Here is a 25,279-nt window from a genome sequence, read left to right as displayed (position 1 = left end):
AAAGGGCGGGAGATAGATGTTCATTACATAGTTTGTATATAACCAATTACCTTTGAAAAATTGAATTTCTTATACGAGGAGGAATATATGAAGGATACAAGTAAAAAACAAATTATAAAAGTGTTCCTTATTAGTATTTTAGGCTTAGGAACAATACTTGGAATGCTATATTTTAATCATAAAACCAATATTCAACAAAATAAAGCGCAAGCCACCGAAAAACGTGTATTGCAATATGAGTCTACCTTAAAAAAAGAATTAGAAAAATATAATTTAGGAGAGAAAACACCAATTTTATTAGGAATTATGTATCAAGAGAGTAGAGGTGAGGGAAACGATCCTATGCAGTCATCTGAATCACTTGGATTAAAGCCAAATGAAATTCAAGAGACAAGCTTGAGCATTGAACAGGGGGTAAAGCACTTTGCTAAAATGTACAAATATGGAACGGACAAGGATGTTAGCATGGATACAATTATTCAAAGTTATAATATGGGACCAGGGTATATTGATTTTATTGCTAGTCAAGAAGTTAAACAACACTCGGAGGATTCGGCCAAAAAATTTTCTAAGATGAAAGTTGATCAAAATCCAGCGATGTATACTTGTGGTGGAAATAAAAATAATTTTAGGTATCCATATTGTTATGGTGATTTCACATATGCCACAAAGGTAAATGAAAAAACAAAACTTATTGAAGAACTTCTTCGAAATGTACATAGCTTTTCTAAATAAGTTGCAGAATGAAATATAATGATACCATCAGTTATTAACAATAATATCTAAGAAAAAACTACTTTCTTTCTTAATTAACATAATTTTCAAAAACAAATCCCGTGGATGTTAATATTTGTTATATAATATATTTGTCAAAGCATTATCCCTAAAGTTTCTAAAGTCAAGCTGTAAGATAGTTTGTTTGGCCCGTATTTTCACCTTAAAAGTGGAGTTTAAATATAGTTGCAATTTTTTGAGGGGGAAAAGTAAATGTTTATAAAAACAGAAAGATTATTAATACGAAAATTTGAGTTCAAAGATTGGCAAGCTGTTCATGAGTATACATCAGATATCAATGTTATGAAATACATACCTGAAGGGGTTTTTACTGAAGAAAATACAAGAAACTTTGTGAATGAAAACATTGGTGAAAACGCTAAAAACTTTCCTGTAGTATTAATTGATAAAGATATTCTGATTGGTCATATAGTTTTTCATAAATATTTTGGTGAGCATACATATGAGATTGGCTGGGTGTTCAATCCTAAATATTTCAATAAAGGATATGCTTCTGAAGCAGCACAAGCTACATTGAAATATGGCTTTAAGGAAATGAAATTACATAGGATTATAGCTACATGTCAGCCAAAAAATACCCCATCATATCGAGTAATGGAGAAGATTGGAATGAGAAGAGAAGGCTATTTCAGGAAGTGTATACCACATGGGAATGAATGGTGGGATGAATATTATTACGCTATTTTAGAAGAAGAGTAGTGCCTTGGAACGCATCATTTAAATTGAAACTCCTATTCCTAAATAGGCAAGTTGGCTATCTTTATTGGAGATTCTTGCTACTAAAGGTGAAGTTTATTTCCGGTATCGCTGACGTGCAAAACTTTGTATAATCTGATCTTATCTCTAAATCACAACTGTTACCCCATCACCATCAAGTTAAAGTTTCATTTTATTTTGCTAACTTGAGGGTGATGTGACGTAACCTTAATTATTTAAAAATTTTAAAAAGGCCCCTTAGTCATGTTAAAGGGACCTTGATTACGTAAATGATCTGTCAACCAATTCATTTTTGATATACAGATCATTTGTATGATAATTTTTATGAATAATTGCTAAATAGTGAATTTACATAAATGCTTTTAGAAGTTCTTGAATTAATGGGATTGCTCCACCTATAAATTTTAAAACTGCCATTGCGATTTCCATATTATTCTCTCCTCTTTTTCGTATTAAAATGTAATAAATCTTTATAACCTTATTATAGTAAGCGCTTACAATAATAACAATACATTTCCGTATGCAATATTGCATATTTATACATTAGATCTCTATTATTCATTTTTTAATGGTACTATAGCGAGGTGAGAGTCTTTAAGGGTTCTCTTTAATAGGAGGAAATATGGAAAGAGTGCAAGCGATTTACAGTAATCAAAAATTTAAGAGTTGGGTTAAACAGGTATTAGCTGTAGGAGGAGTAATAGGGTGCTGTTATTTGGTGTTATATGTTTTCTGTTTCTTAGTTATCATGTAAATAGTATACAACTAAACTAGTAGAGTCTTGCCTAGAGAGGTAAGGCTCTTTATTGTAGTACCTGGAGATGAGTAAACTACATACAATATCTCTCAGGTTTTTCAGATCACTTTGTAGGATTCCTTGTTTAGAACACTAATTCATATCATTGAAAACAGAATTCTATGGATAAAAAATATGTTTTTACTAGATACATACTAAAAAGATAAGCATAAATTATATTAGATTTTGGCAAAATCTTTTTGAATTGGAAAAGGATTTAAATCTTACTTATAGATTTGATTCCTTTTTATATACCATAATCCTTATATTGATACGTAAATATAATACAGTAATAATAAATTAAAAGCAAGAATTTTAGTAGCGGTACGTTCACACATCCATCAACTTAAGATTTTCAAACAAAAAATTCTTTTTTTAATTGATTAATAGTAAACGAGAAAGATTGGCAAATTAACAACTAAAGAGATTTCTTCAGGTAAAATCTATCAAAAGGTCCTTTACAAAATTTATACATAAGTCAATTATAAAATCATGTAAATATTATGTATTTTTGTAAAAGAAATTCATTGACACTTGTGTATATAAGTAACTATACTCGTTACATCAAATTGAATGCGTGATAATACGATTTTATTATTATTACAAACATGTAAATATAAAAATAGAAAATCTCAATTTGATAAATACAATGGTAGAGGTGTTTATTTTAATGAAGCACAAATTAATTGCAACAGGTATCCTTGCAGGAGCTATATTATCCTATTCTTCTAATATTTTAGCAGATACTCATAAATTCCCTGATGTTCCTACATGGGCTGATAAATCAGTTAACTATTTAGTTGATAAACAGGTATTAAATGGTTATCCAGATGGAACTTTTGGTTCAAATGACTCTTTAGACAGAGCTTCGGCTACAAAAATTATGACAAAAGTTTTAGGTATAAAAATTGATCCTAATGCAAAACCATCTTTTACAGATTCACAAAACCACTGGGCTACTCCTTATATTGCTGCTGCTGAAAAAGCTGGTATTGTTAAAGGTGAAGGGAATGGAATCTTTAATCCATCCGGAAAAGTAACTCGTGCTGCTATGGCTACCATGCTAGTAAATGCATATAAACTACAAAGCACAGCAAATCATAACGAGCAGGTTAGATTTGAAGATTTAAAAGGGCATTGGGGAGAAAAACATGCCAATATTTTAATAGATTTAAAAATTTCTAATGGTACCGAGAACGGTTGGCAACCAAATAGATTTATAACACGTGCTGAAGCTGCTCAACTTACTGCAAAAACAGATATGTTACAACAAAATTTAAACGATGAAAAAGAGGTTATTACTGCTACCTCATATGAAGATTTAAATTTAACAGTGGCTTCGAAAATTACAGCTCAAGAGATTGATAGTTTTATTGCAAAATATCATTCAGATAGTCCCTTAGTTGGACATGGACAAGATTTTATCAATGCGCAAAATCAATATGGCGTGAGTGCTCATTATTTAGCAGCGCATGCGATTTTAGAATCTGGATACGGAAAATCAGAAATCGCATATCAAAAACATAATTTATTCGGTCTACGTGCATATGATGGAGATCCGTTTAAATATGCGAAATATTTACCAAGCTACGGCGATAGTATTGCTTATAATGCTAATTATGTACGAGAAAGATATTTAGAAGAAAGTGGTATGTATTATAACGGGTCAACATTAACTGGCATGAACGTGAAATATGCATCAGATAAAGGCTGGGCTAAGAAAATTGCGGGTATTATGGAACGTATTAAACCGTTTCGTGTAGAAGACTATACATATGCAAAAAAATTACCAAAGAATCCTGAAACATTAGATGTCGACGCGTTATCTAATGAAATTCCATATAAAATGTATGCAGACGGTTCAAGCTCAAATGTTGTATCATCAGCTACTTACTATCAGGTACCTTATCCATTTAATTTAAAAATTAAAAGTAGACCAGATGTAGCTGTCGAGGAGAATAAAGTTGGTACAGTAACTCCTGGAACAACCATCTTTATTTATCGTGAAGATCCGAATGGATGGGTAGAATTCTCTTTTGAAGCTAATGGAGAAAAATATTGGACATTAAAAAATAAATTAAGTATGTAATTAAAAAGATCTATTTCACTAGTTTTAAAAGTATGGGATTGTACAATTGATTCTCTAGATTGGAAATACAATAAATTACCCGTTGATGTAGCAGCTGCAAAGATTATTCAAAATGTCTTAGCAGGTGCGACATCCGCATACTTTTTTTGGAAAATGTTGCGCAAAGTAGGTTCATTTTCAGCACTATCTCCTGGTTTACCGTAATCTTCAAGGATGTAATATTCCTTATCTTAAATGTATATATTGAATATATGAATATATTGTGTTATGATGTGAATTAGAAACTCGCGTGTTTCAAATACAACATTTTTATCTTATTGATGACCTCTTATCTTTCCGTAAGAGGTCCTTTTTTATCCCTCCGTATTGCATAGCCGCTAAAATACTATGAAAAGATACTAGAGACTACTACAATGTGATATTCTCTAGTATTTTTTCTTTATCCATATTATCTATTGTTGGGTAATCGATGAATTATTAATTTTTGTATAATTTTCACAAAATAACTTTGAACCATTATTTATTTCAATATAAAATAATAAAGGAGTATATATGAATAGGTATGTCCTTTTTATGTGATGATAATGCGGATTGAAGCGTAATACTGAAACGGTAAATGAGAAGAATCAGGGCCGAAACAGATAGTAAGGAAAGTAAAACAGTAACAGCAGACAATACTTATAATGAAAACGTTCATAATGGACTGTCTATGGATGGAGAAAAAATACGAAAAGATAAAAGGGGCAAATGAATATGAACAGAGCCTTTAAAGGTACCGTATTAGCAGGGATAAGTGTGGGTTTCTTGCCAGCTGGTTGTACAAGAGAAACATATGTCCTAACGCAGTCCAGAATATAAGCAAGTAGATTAAGTATTCTAAGCAGATAAATGAAGACTATAGCGATGAAGAAATTGAAAGACAACTAAGAGGTATAGCATCCTGACTTTCTAAATAACATGAGTGTTTCTATAGAATGAATCCTTAGGAGGGCTATTGTGGAACCTTTAATCAATGCTATTTTATACTTTGTATTTTTATTTGGAGCACTGTTTCTTATACTGGGTACTGCATTGGTTTTATTAATCGCGGCTGCATTACCAGTAATCTGGAAGAAGAATCTATCATTCCTAATGATTAGCTTAGGTATAAATATACTTGTCATTCCATTGTCTTTTTTTATTGGCGGGATGGCAACAGATTCCCCTGGTAGTACGATGCACGATTTTTGGGAAGTATTTTTGTTTATTCAGATATTTCCGTTTCCCCTAGTACTGCTATCTTTAGTTTGGTGGCTTGTGCGTCGAAAAAAAGCAAAAGTTCATGTGTAGCGTTTTTAATGCAAATAAGCTGTCCGTTTGGGCAGCTTATTATATTTATTACTAAGCGTGATTATTTCCAAAATGAATGCAATACCACTATACAGTTAAATTGAAGGTGAACCATATTGAAATCTTATCAAACTTTAGCCCACTTGTATGCATTAGGACTAGGCTGCGGACTTTGGAATAGAGAGGAGGTTATTTCATGGTGCGATAGGTTGATTGAAGCAAATGCTCACCCGCCATATGAAATTATGGAGATATCTTTAATGTCTAAGGCAAAGCTGATATATATAGAATCGGCTTTACTGTCATATAGCCGCATAGTTGATGAAAACCCCTCGGTAAACATCCTTCTTTCAGTCTTAAATGAAAAGTTAGTAGCTCAGAAATGGAATATTAAACAAGCTATTACTTGCTCTACTCGATTACTAGTAAATAGAGGCCTGTATTGGGAAGAAGAATATTTTGATTTATACAGCCTTAATGATAGCTATGACTTAGCACAGGAAGGTATCCATTTTAATGAAAAAGATGTGATTTCTGCTTATATCGATACATTAGGTGTTTTTCACGTCCATTTTAACGAGTTTGAAGATCTCTATTTACAAGTCATGAAACAGAAGTGGCAAGGGTAGAAGGCAGGAAAAAGAATCATTGAATCGTAAGAGTTACTTCCTGTATTTATCACCAAATTTATCTAGCCAAGACAAATCTGTCTTCGTGTTGATGAATTTTTGTCTCTTAATAACTTAATGCTATCGTTTTTAATTTTTCCGACAGCAAGCAAAGTTAGCATGTTTAATGCATAATGAGACGCCTGTAAATGAGCATTACTATTTAAATTTTTACCAGAGAGTAATTTAGTTAATTAGTAGAAAAAGGAAGGGGCCTATTTGGCTCCTTCCTTTTTCTCATACATACATAACGCTTGTTGACAACTTATGAAATAATAGCATTCATCGCTATTAAAATATAACATTAAAAGCAATTAATTAGATATGTAATTTTGCATATATTGTACTATTTCATGAATAGGAACAAAACTATTTATCTCTTTCTGTATGGAGACAAATAGATTTAGGTTTACTTAAGGTAAGAAGACCTGATCATTGATTACTGGTTAAACCATATTTCTACGTATTTGAAAAAAATATTTTACTGGATTGCATGTTAAAGAGAGTGAGGACTTTATGAAATGTAGGTTGTTCCTTGATTTCTTACTCGTGATTTTACTAGGAGGATGCATTGGAAAAGAAGTTACGTTATATACAATTTCAAAAGGGGATATTAGTCAGTGTATCCAAAGATGCGCTCCGCTTCCTGTTTCCTATCTTACTAAATTACCATTCCAAGCAAATTCCTTCTCTTTCAAACAATTCATCCATTGAATAAAGATAATTTGGCCATACGTATCGGAGGACATGAAACCTTTTCAATAAGATTTGGAATATATTTCAATATAATTCCGATACTATAACAGATCGAAAATTTCTCTATTGGAGGTATATAATGGCATATCCATTTCGTAACTTAGTATTTGAAGGTGGCGGGGTAAAGGGAAGCGCTTATATAGGTGCCATCCGTGCACTAAATGAAGAAGGGATTTTACCAGAAATACAACGATTTGGGGGTACTTCAGCAGGAGCGATTACTGCATTACTTTTAGGTCTTTCTATTCCATTCGCAGATCTTGTAAAAATCCACAAAGACATGAATTTCAAAGCGTTTAAAGATGATGATTTTTCGATTGTACAAGATAACATTCGTTTATTTTTTGATGGTTTTGGTATCTATAAAGGGGATTTCTTCACTGAGTGGGTAGGAAAGATTGTTGAAAAGTGGACAGGGAGTAAGGACACAACTTTTCAGCAGTTGTATGACAAAACAGGAAAAGACGTGTTTTTCCAAGGAACGAACGTTTCTACACACGAGCTTCGTACGTTTTCTCGCGAAACGACACCTGATGTCCCGTTAGTAGTTGCTGTGCGGATTTCGATGTCCATCCCATTCTTTTTTAAATCTGTGGAATGGGATAAAGATTATTATGTAGACGGAGGTGTACTCGATAACTACCCAATTCGTTTATTTGATCGGAAAAGTTTTGTGAATAAGGAAGAACACTTCACGACCACAGATACGATTGACGAGGTTAATAAATTGATAAGCAATATGGAGGATCATTCTACACTAAGTAGCTTACACACGAAATACAATGCATCTTTCTTTGATCCTACAGATGAAATTGTCTACAACAAAGAAACACTAGGTTTCCGTTTAGAATCCCAGGCCGAGGTTGCCATGTTAAAACATATCGCAACTTCAACAGAACATCATATTGGCCATTCTCTTATTCATTTTGCATGGAATTTGTCTCAAACCATGATCAAAGGTCATGAGAGTGGAAAAACAACCAAAGAAGATGCTGCCCGCACTGTATTTATCAATACATTCTTTACGCCGTCATTTAATTTCGATATCACAGAAGAAGAAAAGAAAACACTCATGAATTCAGGCTATACTTCTACTAAAGACTATCTACATCAGTTTAATACGTCCGAAGTAAAAATGTTTAATCGACCATAAAGCCGAGTGCAATGCACTTGGCTTTATTTAATCGTCCTGTAAATTTTTTTAGTAGCTAATAAAAATTCAAATAGACTATGCATAGAACAAGAGAGAGGAGATAACAGAAAGTAATAAATATAAGTTTTGATGACCTCTTATTTTGTAAAACTAGGGTGTAGAAAGGGTGAAACAGGTGGAGGAAAAACGAATTATGATTTATAAAATTTTTCGGCTAACACAGTACAAAAGAGAACCCTAAAACCGTGGATGGGAATGTATCAAAAAATGAATAGAGTAAAAAGGCGGATTTCTTGTGAAAGTAGGGATTTACTTTTTCTTTCTACTGATAATAAAGCGTTATGTAGACTGGAAATGTATAAGGTATTCATTGCTATTCCTTCAAAATGCTAATGTTACATCATATTAAAATAACCTCTAATTTAAGTATTGAAATTCTCTAAATCTCGATGTATTATATTCTTGTATTTTCTCACTTTGCAAATCCGAGAAAACATCATCACTTCTGAAAGAACCCGAACTCCAGCGGGTTCTTTGGATTTACTTGAACTTATTTTTGAATCATTGTATTATATTTTCGAGTCTTACTTATATAAATCATTATCAGGAGAATCTGCAAATTTGCAGGTTCTTTTTTTATTTTATTGAAAGTAAACTTTTAGCCAGTCGTTTATTTTCATATTATTGGTTTTTATACGTGTTTGGTAAAAAATCAATGAGTTGCAAAAACATCTCTATTTTTATTCCATAACTTTCTAAATTTTGTTCGCGATAGTTTGATATTGTAAAAAAAGAAAATATGTGGCACGATATCACTTTGTTTTTTATACAGCTTTGTAATTAAACTATAATATTGTATTTTTTCTTCATTATTGAAATTAGTAATAATAAAATGTATTATTGAAAAGCACAATTTATAATTCAAGTAATCAAGCATATGTACCCATAATAATTCGAACATTCAGAAATTATAATATTGTCTAAAAATGAGGTGAGATTCATAGAAACAGTACATATTAAGTGGTATGGCATGTATAGTATAAATGACTTTTATAATAGGGAAGAAGCTTCTAAGAAGGGGCTATTTGCAATCTCTAGAGTATATGCTAAGAATGTAACATTGCTCTATATAGGACAAACCAAAAGAAGCTTTATACAAAGGATAAGAGAACTTAATAAAGAGTGGACTTTTGAGGAGAGCGAATTAAAGATTACATTAGGAATAATAGAATTTCCTAGTGGTGAAATTTACTCTGAAAAGAAGGTGAAAGAGATAAAATCTCTTTTGATTTTACGACATACCCCATTAGAAAACGAAACATCTTTATTATACTATAGAGGGAAATTTAATTTAAAAATTATAAATAAGGGAAGAAGAGGCTTAATTGTTAAAAAGCTTTCTACAGGAGATCTAATGTGGACGTAATTGGAATCACCTTTGAATAAAATTGAAGGTTTCTTAAGTGCAGAAGCTTATCAATTTTTAATGTATTAAACTATTTTGAATAACATATGTCAGATGCTTGAAAAAACACAAATTTTATTATGATATGAAATCCTGTATGGAAAGTGTAGTTTATTTCTATTGTTTAATAAAAATATTAAGAATTTTAGGGATAATACATAAAGAGTAGAGGAGAAAGTAAACACGGAGGTTTGAAGAATGGGACAAGTAAGCAGATTTCAGGAAAAACAACAGAATCGTCGTCAAAAGGCAATTTTTAATATTGCATTTACTTTGGTATTAGTGACAGTTGGTATAGTGACATACCAATTGTTTACCCCTTCTAATACATCAACGAAAGCAATTGCTCAAGAAAAGAAAGTAACAAAGATAGAAGAGAAGAAAACTGAAGATAAAGAAACAGCAAAGATAGAAGAGAAGAAAACTGAAGATAAAGAAACAGCAAAGATAGAAGAGAAGAAAACTGAAGATAAAGAAGCAACAAAGTTAGAAGAGAAGAAAACTGAAGGTAAAGAAGCAACAAAGTTAGAAGAGAAGAAAACTGAAGATAAAGAAATAGCAAAGATAGAAGAAAAGAAAAGCGAAGATAAAGAAGCAGCACAGTTAGAAGGGAAACAAAAAGTAGAAAAAACGGTAAAAACGAACGGAAATGAAAATAAAGAGGAAGAAAAAACGGTATCTCAAGAAAAGGATCCTCAAACTAATCCTTCATGGAAGCCAATTGGTACAGAGCAAGGAGCAAAACCTGAAATGAAATTTAAAGAAGGAACAGTAGATTGGAGTGAGATGAAAAAAGCAATCTCTTATGCTGTTGATGTTCCAGAGAGCCAATTGATTTTCGATTTTATTGGAAATAATGGTAATAATAAAGCCTACGGTAATGTACGAGATAAACAAAATAATAAAAAATATAAGGTTAATATTGATTGGGTAGAGAATCAGGGGTGGAAACCAGCATCTGTACAAGTGGTAAAATAAATAATTGAGATTAAAAAATCCAATATCCTTTAACTTTTAATTATTCCAGTAAAAGGCTAGAGATTAACTATTGAAATAGATAGTCTCCAGCCTTTTTTTATTAGTGGGGAGAAAAGGGTTTTATAAGGAGTGCTTAATATTCAATTATTTGTTAAATTATTATTCGAAATATATAATTAAATCTTATGGAAAAGTTGTGATATAAAGCACATAATATTTTTTTGAAATTCATTAATTTTAATATGAGGTGTAGAGAATGGGAAAATCTCGCGAACAAACAATTGAAAATATTTTAGAAGCGGCTAAGAAAAAATTTGGAGAGAGTGGATATGATGGTACAAGTATCCAAGAAATTGCAAAAGAAGCAAAGGTGAATGTTGCTATGGCTTCGTATTATTTTAACGGAAAAGAGAACCTTTACTTAGAGGTATTTAAAAAATATGGTTTTGCAAAAAAACTACCAAATTTTCTTGAAGAAACGCAGCATAATCCTAAAACTGCTCTAAGACAATATTTAACTTTCTTTATTGCACATATAAAACAACATCCTGAAATTGGAACGCTTGCATATGAGGCAATTATCAAAGAAAGTTCACAATTAGAAAAAATAAAACCATATATTATTGGGAATTTTGGACAATTAAAAGAAATCTTATTGGAAGGGAAAGAACAAGGAGTTTTTCATTTCTTTTCGACAAGCCATGCTATTTATTGGATTACCTCCATAGTCTTATTTCCGAAATTTAAAAAGTTTATTGATTCGATGAATCAAAGTGACTCCGACGATATGCAAACAGAGTGGATAACAGATGATCTTGTAAACAGAATTATTTCTTCATTAATACATAATCCTACATTATAAAATATCCCTTATTTAAAAATGAATCGACAACTGATTCAATTTCCCGATTCATGAAATTACTAAAAAGTATTTGGAGTTATACCCACTGGTATTTCACATCCTTAAATAATTGTAAGTGCCATTATTTAGAATGTATCGGTATAAAAGTACATAATTCTTTTTTTAGATGATAAAAAATTAAAAACTGCTAGTGCCATATGTATGTGTTGAATAGGATTAGTTACGTTATAATTTGTAAGTTTATAAATTACATAGATAGAATTTTTAAACATTTTACATTTCTAAATAAAGTTAAAAATCCACATCTACAGAGGTATTGGTGGGTGTGGATTTTTTAATTTTTTAGAGTAAGTGACTAAGATTTCTATGTCATAGGAGGGCTCTTAATACAGTATGCAAATCGTGAATTGTTTGTATACAAACATGAGGTAGTATCTCACTATATAGATATGCGATTAGGTATATTTTATTTGATGAATTATAACTATTATCTCCAAATATCTAACGAGACCTTACTAGAGATATTGGATTCGTATAACGAATATGTAAATAAAAAATAAAAAAATTAAATAATTCATATGAAAGGATGGGAAGAAGAAAGTAATTTAATAATGTTACTCCTTGAATTATATTATCTATAAATACATGTAATGTAATATGAAATATTACATATTTAAATAATTACTGTATGTAAAATGTTATATTCTTTGATGGAATATATAATTGGAGGAAACATTATGAATAAGAATTTAAAATTTACTCAAATGATGATTGGGATTAGTACGGTGGCATTATCATTTGGAAGTATTCAAACACAGGTATCAGCAGAAGAAAAAGTACCCTATAATATCTTACAGATAAAACCAATTGGGACAGAAACTTCAAAAGATGAAATCGTACATGCTACAAAAACTGACGAAACATTGACTTTTGAAGAGCGTTTAAAAGTAGGCGATTTTTCACAACGTCCTACTCTGGTTATGAAACGTGATGAAATTCAATTAAAGCAAAGCTACTCTCTGGCAGAACTGAATAAAATGCCTGATAACGAACTCATTGACACACTCTCAAAAATTTCTTGGAATCAAATTACTGATTTATTTCAATTTAATCAAGATACGAAAGCATTTTATCAGAATAAAGAACGCATGAACGTTATCATTAATGAATTAGGACAAAGAGGAAAATCGTTTACTAAAGAGGACTCAAAGGGCATTGAAACATTTGTTGAAGTACTACGTTCTGCTTTTTATGTGGGATATTATAATAATGAATTAAGTTACTTAAAAGAGAGAAGCTTCCATGACAAATGTTTACCAGCATTAAAAGCAATTGCAAGAAATCCCAACTTTGCATTAGGTACAGCCGAGCAAGATAGGGTAATAGCTGCGTATGGAAAATTAATTAGTAATGCTTCTAGTGATACTGAAACAGTGCAGTATGCGGTAAATATTTTAAAACACTATAATGATAACCTTTCTACGTATGTAAGTAATTATGCAAAAGGACAAGCTGTATATGAAATTGTAAAAGGAATTGATTATGATATACAGTCTTATTTACAGGATACGAATAAGAAACCTAATGAAACAATGTGGTATGGAAAGATTGATAACTTTATAAATGAGGTTAGTAGAATTGCTCTCGTGGGGAATATAACAAATGAAAATAGTTGGTTAATTAATAATGGCATTTATTATGCAGGACGTTTAGGGAAATTTCATAGTAATCCAAACAAAGGATTGGAAGTTATTACACAAGCGATGAACTTGTATCCTCGTTTAAGTGGAGCTTATTTTGTAGCAGTAGAACAAATGAAAACAAACTATGGTGGAAAAGATTATAGTGGAAATGCAGTAGATTTACAGAAAATACGTGAAGAAGGGAAACAACAATACTTACCTAAAACATATACATTTGATGACGGATCTATTGTCTTTAAGACGGGAGATAAAGTAACAGAAGAAAAAATTAAGAGATTATATTGGGCAGCCAAGGAAGTAAAAGCACAATATCACCGTGTAATTGGAAATGATAAAGCACTAGAACCAGGTAATGCTGATGATGTACTAACAATAGTAATTTATAATAATCCAGATGAATATCAATTAAATAGACAATTATATGGATATGAAACAAACAACGGTGGAATTTATATTGAAGAGAAGGGGACTTTCTTTACATATGAGCGTACGCCAAAGCAGAGTATTTATAGTTTAGAAGAGTTGTTCCGTCATGAATTCACTCACTATTTACAAGGAAGATATGAGGTTCCTGGTTTATTTGGAAGCGGAGAAATGTATCAAAATGAACGATTAACTTGGTTTCAAGAAGGGAATGCAGAATTTTTTGCAGGATCTACACGTACAAATAATGTTGTTCCGCGTAAAAGTATGATAAGTGGCTTATCATCTAATCCAGCAAGCCGTTATACAGCAAAGCAGACTTTGTTCTCAAAATATGGATCATGGGACTTTTATAAGTATTCCTTTGCACTACAGTCATATTTGTATAATCATCAATTTGAAACATTTGATAAGCTTCAAGATTTAATCCGTACAAACGATGTGAAAAATTATGACTCATATCGTGAATCATTGAGCAACAATACACAATTGAATGCAGAATATCAAGCGTATATGCAGCAGTTGATTGATAATCAAGATAAATATAATGTACCGCAAGTAACAAATGATTATTTAATTCAACACGCACCAAAGCCGCTAGCTGAAGTGAAAAACGAAATTGTGGATGTAGCAAATATAAAAAGTGCCAAAATTACAAAATATGAGTCGCAATTATTTAATACATTTACCGTGGAAGGCAAGTACATAGGTGGTACATCAAAAGGTGAGTCTGAAGATTGGAAAGCGATGAGTAAACAAGTAAACCAAACTTTAGAGCAGTTATCCCAAAAAGGTTGGAGTGGTTATAAAACAGTTACAGCCTATTTCGTAAACTATCGTGTGAATGCAGCTAACCAGTTTGAATATGATATTGTTTTTCATGGTGTTGCGACAGAGGAAAAAGAAAAAACGACTACTATAGTAAATATGAATGGACCATACAGCGGGATAGTAAATGAAGAGATTCAATTTCATAGCGATGGTACAAAAAGTGAAAATGGAAAAGTTATTTCTTATCTATGGAACTTTGGAGATGGTACTACAAGTACAGAAGCAAATCCTACCCATGTATATGGAGAAAAAGGAACATACACTGTGGAACTAACAGTAAAAGATAGTAGAGGTAAAGAAAGTAAAGAACAAACAAAAATTACTGTAAAACAAGATCCGCAAACAGGTGAATCCCTTGAAGAGGAGAAGGTACTCCCGTTTAATAAACTTGTAAAAGGAAATCTGATTACTCCTGATCAAACAGATGTTTATACGTTTAATGTTACAGATCCAAAAGAAGTAGAGATTTCTGTGGTAAATGAACAAAATATTGGGATGACATGGGTACTTTATCATGAATCAGACATGCAAAATTACGTAGCTTGTGGTGAAGATGAAGGAAATACTATAAAGGGGAAATTCGTAGCGAAACCAGGGAAATATTATCTGAATGTGTATAAATTTGATGATAAAAATGGTGAATATTCACTATTAGTAAAATAAATTTATTTCCAATATGTATACGAGAGTTGTATTTTAGGAGGAGTCTGTCACGATAGGCTCCCCCTATTTTTTTATTTATAAGGATGAAACTAAGCTTCCAACCTGTGTTCCGATTGGGAGGCATACAGGTGACACTCCAGGATTTAGTACTTTTGCTGAAGTACACTTGACGGAGAACGCATGCTTGTTATCAGGTTTGAGTAATACGAAAAGCGCTAACAGTCAGGATTCTTCTTCCATTTGGTGAAAAAGAAAAAATTTCCACGGAACAATAATTTCGCAAGTAGAATATTTTGTTATGTGGAAAATAAAGTAAAATGAATATTTACGTTATAGAAGAAGTGCTGTAAAATATTGTTTATATTAAGATTTTTTGTATATTTCAATAATTAATTCTATTGGCTTTCATTCCAATCAAAAAACTGTCATAAAAAAAGAGGGGGGAAGACATTGTTTGCTAAAATTTGTTTGTAAAAGCTTTTAACCTGTTAAGAGCAATCCTAAGGTAGACTATTAATTTCTTTAATAATTTTTGCTTTCCTTTAGTACTTGGCATAATGCATTAAAAAGTTTAAATTTTGAAAGGAGAATTTGACATTATATATATATAGTATTTTTTATTGTATTCCTAACCATTCAAAGAGAAGGGGATGTGATTAAGGTGAATAATACATATAATGAAAAGACGCATACATTGATTAAACAATTATTAAAAAAGTTTTCACCAAAAGCTCCTGGCTTTGCATATATTGCTAGTTTTGATAGCGGAGTAACGTATAAAGGTGCAGTTGGCTTAGCTTCTATAGAGGAAAATCTACCGATAACCACAAAGAGCGTTTTTAATATCGCCTCAGTTTCTAAACAATTTACAGCGTTTTCTATATTACTCTTAGAACAAGAGAGAAGATTGAGTTTAGATGATTCAATTGTAAAGTTTGTCCCTTCTATAGGAACATATGCTGAACCAGTAACATTGAGGCATCTAATTCATCATACTGGCGGACTAGTTGATTATATGGAATTGGCTCAAGCAGAAAATATTAAATTTACTGATATACTAACTGTGGAACAATCGCTAAAACACCTTAATGGTCATCAAATTGCAAGGTTCCCTGTTGGCACAAAATTTGAGTATAGCAATACAGGATATTTTTTATTGTCACTAGTGGTAGAGAAGGTAAGCGGCAAGTCTTTACGTCAGTTTGCAAAAGAACGTATTTTTGATTCTTTAAATATGAAAGACACAACAATTGTAGATTGCTACCCAACTACTATATCAATTGCTAGGGGGTATTCAAAGAATGAACAAGGAGCATATATGGTCTATGAAAGCCCTTGGGAACATACAGGTGATGGGGCAGTTCATGCAACAGTCGAAGACCTGGTAAAGTGGGGAGAAAATTTAACTACAGGTACCGTTGGCGGAAAAGAACTTGTTAAAAGAATGAGCGAAATAGGTCCGGAAATTTCTCCAACTGGGGAAACAATTATTGACAATGAAGATTATGCTTTTGGGCTAAGGCTTGCAGAAGATTTTAACTGTCGATACTTGGAACATTCAGGTAGCTGGGCAGGTTATCGTTCATACTTCATGCGGTTTCCAAAAGAATATTTGACTGTTGTAGTACTAAGTAACTATGATGGATTTGACTCTAAAAAATATGCTAATAAAATAGCGGGAATTATTTTAGAAAAGTAAAAAATAGGGTGTAGAAGAGTATCTGGATTTGGTTAACCACAAGTTGTTTTAGGTGTAATTGATTTTGGGAACGGAAGGCAGGCATATATTTATGCCTGCTTTTTTGTATTAAAATGAACATAGATATTAATTTTTTTGTAAATATGGAACAATGTCATTACTTACAATGTCTATTAAGCGTTGAAACATTTTTTATTTAATAAATTAAGAAAGGAATAATGATTTTTAATTAAGGGAGAAGATTGAATTGAAAAAATTATGGATGCTGTTTTTCATTTGTTTCGCAGTTATGTTGGTAGGATGTAATAAAAACGAACCGCCAAAACAAGCATTTGAAGAATATATTAATTTATGGAATGATAAAAAGTTTGCAAATATGTATGATCATTTATCAGATCATGCCAAAAAATCGATTTCTAAAAAAGAACTCACAGAAAAATATCAAAAAATCTATGAGGGGATTGGAGCTAATAATTTAAAAGTTAAAATGAAAGGAGAGAATACGAAAGATAAAGAGCTTTTTCTTTTTGAAGTTAAGATGGATACGGATGTAGGACCAGTTTCATTCATCCATGAAACAAAACTTGTGAAAGATAAAGAGTCTTGGAAAATAGATTGGACACCAGACTTCATCTTCCCAGGTATGAAAAAAGATTACAAAGTACGTATGCAAATAGAGCAAGGAAAACGCGGGGAAATATATGATCGAAATGGAAAAGGGCTTGCAACGAATGGTAAAGCAACTGAGGTTGGAATTATTCCAGAGAAACTAGGCGAAACAGCAGTGCAAACGAAAGAAATAGTAGCACAATTACTTGATATGTCTACAGAAGAGGTTGAACAAAAGCTCACAGCGAAATGGATAAAACCAGACTCCTTTGTACCAATTGGTATTTTAAAAGAGGGAACCAGACAGAATGATTATATTGAATTAGAAGGAGTTTCATCTCGTCCAGTAAATATTCGTACGTATCCATTAGGTGAAGCAGCGGCACACTTAACTGGATATATAGGAAAGGTGAATGCGGAGGAGTTAAAATCACTTCAAAAACAAGGTTATCAAGCAGATGATTTAGTAGGTAAGACCGGTTTAGAGAAAGTGTTAGAAAATAAATTGCGTGGTGAAAAGGGTGGACGCGTATTTATAGAAGATGAGAATGGGAAAGAGATTAAAAACGTAGCAAAAAAAGAAGCAAAAGAAGGCGAAAATGTTACGTTAACAATTGATGCTGCAATTCAAGAAAAAATCTTTAATGAGATGAAAACTGAAGCAGGGTCTAGTGCAGCGATTAATCCTAAAACAGGTGAAACAATCGCACTTGTAAGTAGCCCTGCTTATAATCCAAATATAATAGTTAGAGGAGCATCGAAAGCCCAACGAGAAGCATGGAGTAACGACTCGAAACTACCAATGACGAATCGCTTTACACAAGCAATTGTACCAGGTTCCGTATTTAAAACGATCACAGGTGCAATTGGTTTGGAAACAAACACAATAAATCCGAAGGAAGAATTTAAAATTCAAGGATTGAAGTGGACAAAAGATTCATCTTGGGGAAATTACTATGTAACGCGTGTGAAGGATGCAAGTCCAATTGATTTTGATAAGGCAATGAAGTACTCTGATAATATTTATTTTGCTCAACAAGCTTTGAAAATAGGAAAAGATCAGTATGTAAATGAACTGAAGAAATACGGTTTTCATGAAAAATTACCAATAGAATACGAATTTCCTATTTCAATCATTGCAAGAGATGGGATAAGAAACGATATCCAACTAGCAGACACAGGCTATGGACAAGGACAAGTATTAATGACACCACTTCATTTAGCATTAACATATGCACCGATTGTGAATGAAGGGAATATTCCATCGCCACATCTTTTAAAAGAAGCAAAAGTAGCGGGGAATTGGAAAGAAAATGTGGTTTCTAAAAAGAATCAAGACATATTAAAGAGTGCATTAATCAAAGCCATTAATGACCCTGATGGCGCAGGGAGAATTGCAAAGGTTGATGGTGTTACGCTTGCTGGTAAAACTGGTACAGCAGAACTGAAAGAGTCTAAAGAAGCAGACGGAAAAGAACTGGGATGGTTCGCAGCTTTCGATGCAAATGCGCCAGACATGATTGTTACAATGATGATTGAAGATGTAAAAGGAAGAGGAGGAAGTAACGTTCCAGGTGAAAAAGTAAAACATGTATTTCAGAATTAATACTTAATTATAAGGTGAATTTTTTGACTACATTTATTACATGTTTGCTTAACTCAAAGATATAAATTGGGGGAATATAGAACAATGAAATTTCAAAAAAGCATTCTTTCTAATCGAGAATGCTTTTTTTGCTGCGACTCTAGAAAGTTAATACCTTATCTTAATTTTCATTTCTGAAAAGTTGGCATTGCTAATGGTAAATAGAAGAGTATAGCAAGTTGAAATGGACAAGTGGAGTGTTACGTTAAATTCAAAAAACAGATTTTCATGAGTAGAATTTTATCATTGTATGTTTTACTTGTTTTTTAGTAGTATTATTCTGCTTGAAAAAAGATAAACAATGGAACAAATGAAACTTGTATCTTGTCTATATATTGAAACCATAATAAAAGTGAGGGTAGTTTTACGTTTATTCAAATAAGTTTGAGGTGTGGAAATGGAACAGACGTTTATTGAAAAGTATAATCATGATGAGCTGGACGATGTTATAAAAGACTATTGGCAAGATGTATGGAATTATTCATTTATTATTACGAAAGATCCACACTTATCAGATGATATTACGCAAGATGTATTTATAAAGGTATTTAAAAATTGGAATTCATTTCGAAAGGAGTCATCTATTAAAACGTGGATATTAAAAATCACAAGAAATACGGCAATAAACTATTTGAAATCATCTTATTTTAAAAGAATATCTTTAATAGGTTTTTTTAGTGACGATAAGCAATCCCAGTCGGCAGAACAAGAATTTTTTAAGCAAGAAGAAATGAATGATGTGTGGAAAGTTGTATTAAAGCTACCTAAAAAGCACCGTGAAATAATCATATTGGATGCAAAATATGAATTATCTTATGAAGAAATGGCTGAAACGTTAGGAGTATCCATTGGAACTGTAAAATCGAGATTAAGTAGAGCGAGAAGTAAGGTTTCAAAATTAATAGGGGAGGGTAGTAGTGATGAACAATAAACAAAATCCTGACTGGTATAGAAAAATAAAAAAAGGCCCAATGGAGAATCGTAAAGATGAAGAAGAATTTATTTCTAAAATAAAGCAGTCTATATACGAAAATAATGAAGTGGATTTTGTAAAACATAAAAGACCATTTCGTAAAAAAGCATTACCTATTGTAGTTGTTTTAGTTTGTACAATGTTATTTTTCATTGTTCAACAACCTTGGCTTGATGATAATAAATCACCAGTACAAAGTAGTACACAAATTAAGCCTAAAACAAAAGATGAGTCTGCTCAAGATCCATCATTAAAACAATTTATGAATGAACTATATCAAAGTACGAACTCAAAAAATGAAAATAACCTGTACAAAGCGTTAAATGATGAAGTTCTATTTAAAGGGAAGAGTTATAAGAAGGCTGAACTGAAGTTTGATGAAGATATTTTTCATGAGTTGCAAGTCGCCCTTACAATGGGGGGAGAGTTTGCAAATGATACAAAGCAAATATATAAAGTACCAAGTGGATTGACGGAAAGTAACCAACGAAAGCAAGCACATTTTATATATGCAACTGTTACTGGAAATAAAACAAAAATTTTAGCAGAACCAAAGCGAGAATCACAAGTTTTATATGAAGTATCTAATGAAATGGTAAAAGCTTGGATTCCAGAAAAAGTGCAGAATGATGGATATATAAAAATATCGACAATTAACGGTAATACTGGATATGTACAGAAAGAGTACGTTTTAACTGATATTAAATATTCATTTATGTTCGAAAAGAATAATGAAGGTATATGGAAAATAATAAATATAGATTCTATATGGTAAAAGAGGAAGGTTCACTTTAATGAACCTTCCTCTTTGTTTTTATTCTCTTTTTGAAGAGTATTCCAGTACTCTAAAATTTCTGATGTAACGAGAGCGGCAATGTTTTTTTCGGAATTACTACCAGGAATAACGACAGAAATAGCAATTTGTGGATCTTCAGTAGGAGCATATGCAATGAAAAGAGAATGATTTATCATTCTTTCTTGCTCATTTGGAAAACCTGTAATACCTGTTTTACCTGCGACGTCAAAGGGCAACTTTTTAATTTCCTCTATATTTTGACTCATTCCACCTTGCACGACACTCCAAAAGTTCATCGGGTAACGATTTGAACTTTCTAAAATGGGTTTAAACTTTTTTGTTTCCTTACCATCTTGACCAATAATCGCACTTACGATTTGAGGTTTATATTTATCACCTTTACTTGCCAATGTTGCTGCATATTGAGCGAGTTGAAGAGGAGTATGCACTTCATTTCCTCCCCAAGAGGCATTTAATAAAGCAGAAATCCCATTTTCAAATTTATTAGATGGATGGAATTCATATTGTCCGTCTTCTTCAAAGGGCAAATCAATCCCGGTTTTAGAACGTAGGCCGAATTGTATTAAATAATCTGTCCATATATGTGCCACTTTTTCTATATTTCCATTATTCTGGTTGAATAAGGGCAGAGCTACTTTTGCTGTCATAAATGTGTTAGATGAATTAATGATAGCCTGCCTCGGTGTAATCTCACCTGTTGGTGTTCCAGGTGCATTCGTAATGTTATTTTGATTATCATACTGAAAAGTACCTTTATCTAAATAAGTATCTTCGGGTTGAAAAAGTTTTTCGTTTAATCCAATTAAAATAGTAAGTGGTTTTATAGTAGAAGCCATATTTACATAAGATTCACCATACTTTAATTTTTGAATCGCTTTATTTTGCGAAAGAGATTTAATATTTTCTTTTCGAGAAGATACATGTGTATTTAATATATTTGGATCAAAAACTGCCGTGTTGGCCATAGTTAAAATTGCGCCAGTTTTTGCATCGCTTACTACAGCATAACCAGCTTTAGCATCGGGTGTTTTCTTAATTTGAGATCTTAATGCTTCTTCTGCCTTTTGCTGCAACTCAGAGTCTAAAGCTAGCCGTACATCTTTACCTATTTGTACTTTTTGAATGTTCCATAAGAACTTTTTATTATTCAATTTAAAAATAAGAGTTTTACCTGGTTTTCCTTTTAAATCATTTTCATATTGCAGCTCAATCCCGCTTTTTCCAACAGCCATATGCTTTGAATTAAGGTCATTTTCTACATACCCAATTACTTGTGAACCAATTTCGTGTTTAGGATAATATCGAATCCATTCATCTTTAATTATTACATTATTGGGTTTGTTTTTGTTTATGAATGCAAGTTCATTCTCAGTTATATCAGAGTATAACGGTATATCATTCATAGTCTGCTTTTTACAAGATTGTTGTAATTGAGATTTTATGTTCTCTGTAGAAATATCATGTTGAAACTCGATTGAGAATTGATTAAAAAAAGCTAATGTGTTTGATGTATCTTGTTTCGATAGCTTTTCATCATTAGAAGTGCAATATAGAGACTTAACTTTCTTATTTGTAGCTAGTATTACACCATTTTGATCAAAAATCTTTCCTCTTTCAGCTGAAGAAGTTGCGATAGTAATTGAAATGAAGTTGATTTTTAATAAAATTAGTAAAATCAAACCTACAATAGAAAGAACCGCAAAAAATCTCCATCTTTTTGTATGTAACATATAACCCTCCCTTATGTAGCCTATTTTATCTTATATTTAATTATTTTTTTTGTAAATGTGGAACAACTTTATTGTTTAGGTTGTCTATTAAGTATTAAAGCATGAAGAAAGGAATAATTAACATGAAAATTTACTAGCAAGTCTATATGTAAGTTTAATAAGAGTCATTATACAGTTTAGCACTTCTAATGCAAGCGGCAAAAAAATAGAGAGAAAACAAGAAGGGAGAGTTATTAATTCCGTATCTAAACGAAAAAGAATGGATGCTTACAAGGATTAAGCAAAAAATTGAGGCGATATTTATAACCGATTATCGGTATCTAATATATAAGAAATGCTTTTAGTAGTTGTAGCAATTTCTGAAAGGATTAAATGGAGGATTTATGAAAGAACAAAAAGGCAAGAAGCAGAAGACATATATATCTATTCGATTAAATATAATGTTCCTTTGCATATTTCTACTATTCTCAGCTATTATTATGCAGCTAGGAAAGGTACAAATCGTTGAGGGAGAGGCTTATAAGAACCAAGTGGAAAGTAGTCAAAATGCAATAACTAGTATTCCAGTTCCACGTGGACAAATTTTAGATCGAGAAGGGAAAACAGTTGTTAATAATAAATCTCTTCGCACAATTACGTATACAAGGGTGAAGGGAATTACGAGTGAAGATATTTTAAAAACAGCAAAAGACTTGGCGAAAGTACTTGAAATGCCTGAACAAGATATAAATAAATTAACAGATATCGATAAAAAAGATTTTTGGATGCAGTTGAATTCGAAACGTGCGGAGACAAAGATTACTAAGAAAGATATAGAAAAGTTTAAAGAAAAGGGTATAGAGGGAAAAGAGTTAGATAAAAAAATAGAAGACTTAAGACGAGGTCGCGTTACAGAGGTAGAATTAGCAGAATTAACAGCACAAGATTTAAAGGTGTTAGCTATTAAAAGTAAAATGGGTTCAGGTTATCAACTAACACCACAAATCATTAAAAAAGATGTAACAGATGAAGAGTATGCGCGGATAAGCGAAAATCTTGCGAATTTTCCAGGAGTAGATGCAACTGTTGATTGGGAACGTAATTATGTAAACGGTAATTTATTTCGTTCTGTATTAGGAAATATTACGAGTAGTGAAGAAGGATTACCGAAAGAAAATTTAGATTCTTATTTAGTACGTGGATATAACCGTAATGATCGTGTTGGAAAAAGTTATATTGAACAACGATATGAAGATGTATTACACGGAACAAAAGAAGAAGTGAAAAATATTACTGATAAATCAGGAAACATTGTTAGCACAGAAATAATCTCTAAAGGAAAAAGTGGTAATAGTTTAACATTAACGATTGATATGGAATTACAAAAGAAAGTGGAAGAAAGTATAGAGAAAAACTTGAGAGCTTTTAAAAGTTCAGAGCCACTTCTCGATCGAGCTTTTGTTGTCATGACGAATCCAAATAACGGACAAATTTTATCAATGGCAGGCAAAAAGATTGTAGAAAAAGAAGGGAAAATAGAGTTTGAGGATTTGGCATTAGGTAATATGACAACTTCGTATGAGCTAGGGTCAGCTGTAAAAGGTGCTACTTTATTAACTGGATATGAGACAGGGGCAATACATCCAGGAGATCAATTTTATGACGCGCCGATGAAATTTAAAGGTACACAAGCTAAGAAATCGTGGAATGTATCCGGATTTGGTAATATTAATGATTTACGGGCTTTACAAGTATCTTCGAATGTATACATGTTCCAGACAGCTTTAAAAATTGCCGGAGTTAATTACGTACCAAATGGATCATTGGATATTAAACAAGGAGCCTTTGATACGATGCGCTATTATTTCAAGCAATTTGGTTTAGGTGTCCCAACAGGTATTGATTTACCGAATGAAATAATTGGACAAACGAGAAAAGTAGATAGTCAACCTGGGTTTTTACTAGATTTTTCTATTGGTCAGTATGATACGTATACGCCGTTGCAATTAGCGCAATATGTTTCAACGATTGCGAATGGTGGTTATAGAATGCAACCTCAAATTGTACAAGAAATACGAGAACAATCAATAAAAGAAGAGGTTGGAAAAGTTATACGTTCCATAGAGCCTGTCGTATTAAATCGAATTGATATGAAGAAAGAACATATTGATCGGATAAAAGAAGGGTTTAGATGGGTATTCCAAGAAGGTGATGGAACTGGCGTGAAATATTTCAAAAATGCGCCATATAAACCAGCAGGAAAGACAGGAACAGCCCAAACTGTATATGGTGGAGATGACCCAATTGGCAGAAATGCAAAAGGAGAACGTATGGAATGTTACAACTTAACGTTAGTTGGATATGCTCCATATGATAATCCAGAAGTAGCATTTTCCGTAGTAGTTCCATGGCTTCATGATGATAAAAATGGAATTAATTCTATAATTGGAAAGGAAGTATTAGATGTATACTTTGATTTGAAACAGCAACGTATATATGGTGAATCTACTAGTACAGGTAGTTCTAAGCAAAATTAGAATACTTTTCTCAGGGAAGAGAACCTGTTTATATAAAGCCATTTATAAGTAAAAAATGAAAT

The 25,279-nt window shown here is 32.0% G+C and carries 18 protein-coding genes and 2 pseudogenes; 17 read left to right on the top strand and 3 right to left on the bottom strand.

Features of this window, described 5'->3' with window-relative positions:
- Positions 1 to 87: 87 nt before the first annotated feature.
- Together HMAS_RS12145 and HMAS_RS12140 are read left to right on the top strand one after the other, a co-directional pair.
- The gene (locus tag HMAS_RS12145; protein WP_000655733.1) at positions 88 to 735 is read left to right on the top strand and encodes a lysozyme family protein; all 648 of its coding nucleotides are present in this window, start codon (positions 88 to 90) and stop codon (positions 733 to 735) included.
- Positions 736 to 987: 252 nt separating this feature from the next.
- Entirely contained in the window at positions 988 to 1,494 is a 507-nt protein-coding gene (locus HMAS_RS12140; protein ID WP_000470145.1) for a GNAT family N-acetyltransferase, read from the top strand.
- 366 nt (positions 1,495 to 1,860) lie between these two features.
- On the opposite strand, the gene HMAS_RS12135 is transcribed toward HMAS_RS12140, so the two are convergent.
- Positions 1,861 to 2,046: a hypothetical protein gene (locus HMAS_RS12135; protein WP_001987408.1), complete on the bottom strand. Its 186-nt coding sequence runs from the start codon at positions 2,044 to 2,046 to the stop codon at positions 1,861 to 1,863.
- Positions 2,047 to 2,978: 932 nt separating this feature from the next.
- On the opposite strand from HMAS_RS12135, the gene HMAS_RS12130 reads away from it, so the two are divergent.
- The gene (locus tag HMAS_RS12130; protein ID WP_000680975.1) at positions 2,979 to 4,397 is read left to right on the top strand and encodes an S-layer homology domain-containing protein; all 1,419 of its coding nucleotides are present in this window, start codon (positions 2,979 to 2,981) and stop codon (positions 4,395 to 4,397) included.
- A 24-nt stretch (positions 4,398 to 4,421) separates the two neighbouring features.
- Positions 4,422 to 4,535, top strand: a pseudogene (locus tag HMAS_RS12125) (polysaccharide deacetylase); the annotation flags it as partial.
- Here HMAS_RS12125 and HMAS_RS28400 read toward each other — a convergent pair.
- Positions 4,523 to 4,615: pseudogene (locus HMAS_RS28400) on the bottom strand (peptidase M56); the annotation flags it as partial. The pseudogenes HMAS_RS12125 and HMAS_RS28400 overlap by 13 nt on opposite strands.
- Before the next feature lie 398 nt (positions 4,616 to 5,013).
- Between HMAS_RS28400 and HMAS_RS28245 the strand changes: the two are divergent.
- From HMAS_RS28245 to HMAS_RS12050, 12 genes are all read left to right on the top strand, one after another.
- Positions 5,014 to 5,148, top strand: coding sequence for a hypothetical protein (locus tag HMAS_RS28245; protein WP_002024095.1), 135 nt, complete (start codon positions 5,014 to 5,016; stop codon positions 5,146 to 5,148).
- Positions 5,149 to 5,393: 245 nt separating this feature from the next.
- A complete protein-coding gene (locus HMAS_RS12115; protein ID WP_000433518.1) occupies positions 5,394 to 5,726 on the top strand; it encodes a hypothetical protein in 333 nt (110 codons plus the stop codon).
- A gap of 116 nt (positions 5,727 to 5,842) precedes the next feature.
- Positions 5,843 to 6,355 (top strand): protein kinase, encoded by a 513-nt coding sequence (locus HMAS_RS12110; protein ID WP_116344850.1) that lies wholly within the window; start codon positions 5,843 to 5,845, stop codon positions 6,353 to 6,355.
- An 874-nt stretch (positions 6,356 to 7,229) separates the two neighbouring features.
- On the top strand, positions 7,230 to 8,303 hold the full coding sequence (locus HMAS_RS12095) for a patatin-like phospholipase family protein (protein ID WP_000331135.1): 1,074 nt from the start codon (positions 7,230 to 7,232) through the stop codon (positions 8,301 to 8,303).
- Positions 8,304 to 9,294: 991 nt separating this feature from the next.
- Positions 9,295 to 9,729 carry a hypothetical protein gene (locus tag HMAS_RS12085; protein ID WP_025709602.1) on the top strand — a complete coding sequence of 145 codons (435 nt, stop codon included), beginning with the start codon at positions 9,295 to 9,297 and terminating at the stop codon, positions 9,727 to 9,729.
- A 237-nt stretch (positions 9,730 to 9,966) separates the two neighbouring features.
- Entirely contained in the window at positions 9,967 to 10,746 is a 780-nt protein-coding gene (locus HMAS_RS12080) for a YrrS family protein (protein WP_048535323.1), read from the top strand.
- 256 nt (positions 10,747 to 11,002) lie between these two features.
- A complete protein-coding gene (locus tag HMAS_RS12075) occupies positions 11,003 to 11,608 on the top strand; it encodes a TetR/AcrR family transcriptional regulator (protein WP_000520479.1) in 606 nt (201 codons plus the stop codon).
- A gap of 737 nt (positions 11,609 to 12,345) precedes the next feature.
- A complete protein-coding gene (colA, locus tag HMAS_RS12070; RefSeq protein WP_116344849.1) occupies positions 12,346 to 15,228 on the top strand; it encodes a collagenase ColA in 2,883 nt (960 codons plus the stop codon).
- A 661-nt stretch (positions 15,229 to 15,889) separates the two neighbouring features.
- Complete coding sequence (locus tag HMAS_RS12065) at positions 15,890 to 16,927, top strand: serine hydrolase domain-containing protein (protein ID WP_044306566.1); 1,038 nt, start codon at positions 15,890 to 15,892, stop codon at positions 16,925 to 16,927.
- Positions 16,928 to 17,174: 247 nt separating this feature from the next.
- Entirely contained in the window at positions 17,175 to 19,142 is a 1,968-nt protein-coding gene (locus HMAS_RS12060) for a penicillin-binding transpeptidase domain-containing protein (RefSeq protein ID WP_116344848.1), read from the top strand.
- A 436-nt stretch (positions 19,143 to 19,578) separates the two neighbouring features.
- The gene (locus tag HMAS_RS12055) at positions 19,579 to 20,112 is read left to right on the top strand and encodes an RNA polymerase sigma factor (RefSeq protein ID WP_000438340.1); all 534 of its coding nucleotides are present in this window, start codon (positions 19,579 to 19,581) and stop codon (positions 20,110 to 20,112) included.
- Entirely contained in the window at positions 20,102 to 20,929 is an 828-nt protein-coding gene (locus tag HMAS_RS12050; protein ID WP_006920817.1) for an SH3 domain-containing protein, read from the top strand. Before HMAS_RS12055 ends, HMAS_RS12050 begins: the two co-directional genes overlap by 11 nt.
- Before the next feature lie 11 nt (positions 20,930 to 20,940).
- Here the strand turns inward: HMAS_RS12050 and HMAS_RS12045 are convergent, their stop codons facing one another.
- Positions 20,941 to 22,701: a peptidoglycan D,D-transpeptidase FtsI family protein gene (locus tag HMAS_RS12045; protein ID WP_116344847.1), complete on the bottom strand. Its 1,761-nt coding sequence runs from the start codon at positions 22,699 to 22,701 to the stop codon at positions 20,941 to 20,943.
- A 383-nt stretch (positions 22,702 to 23,084) separates the two neighbouring features.
- On the opposite strand from HMAS_RS12045, the gene HMAS_RS12040 reads away from it, so the two are divergent.
- Complete coding sequence (locus HMAS_RS12040) at positions 23,085 to 25,217, top strand: peptidoglycan D,D-transpeptidase FtsI family protein (protein ID WP_088867744.1); 2,133 nt, start codon at positions 23,085 to 23,087, stop codon at positions 25,215 to 25,217.
- The last annotated feature ends 62 nt before the right edge of the window (positions 25,218 to 25,279 follow it).

This window comes from Bacillus sp. HMA207 (assembly GCF_003402455.1).
Taxonomy (GTDB): Bacteria; Bacillota; Bacilli; order Bacillales; family Bacillaceae_G; genus Bacillus_A; species Bacillus_A cereus.
The sequence above is the reverse complement of the archived record's forward strand: the minus strand, read 5'-3'. Positions and strand labels throughout refer to the sequence as shown.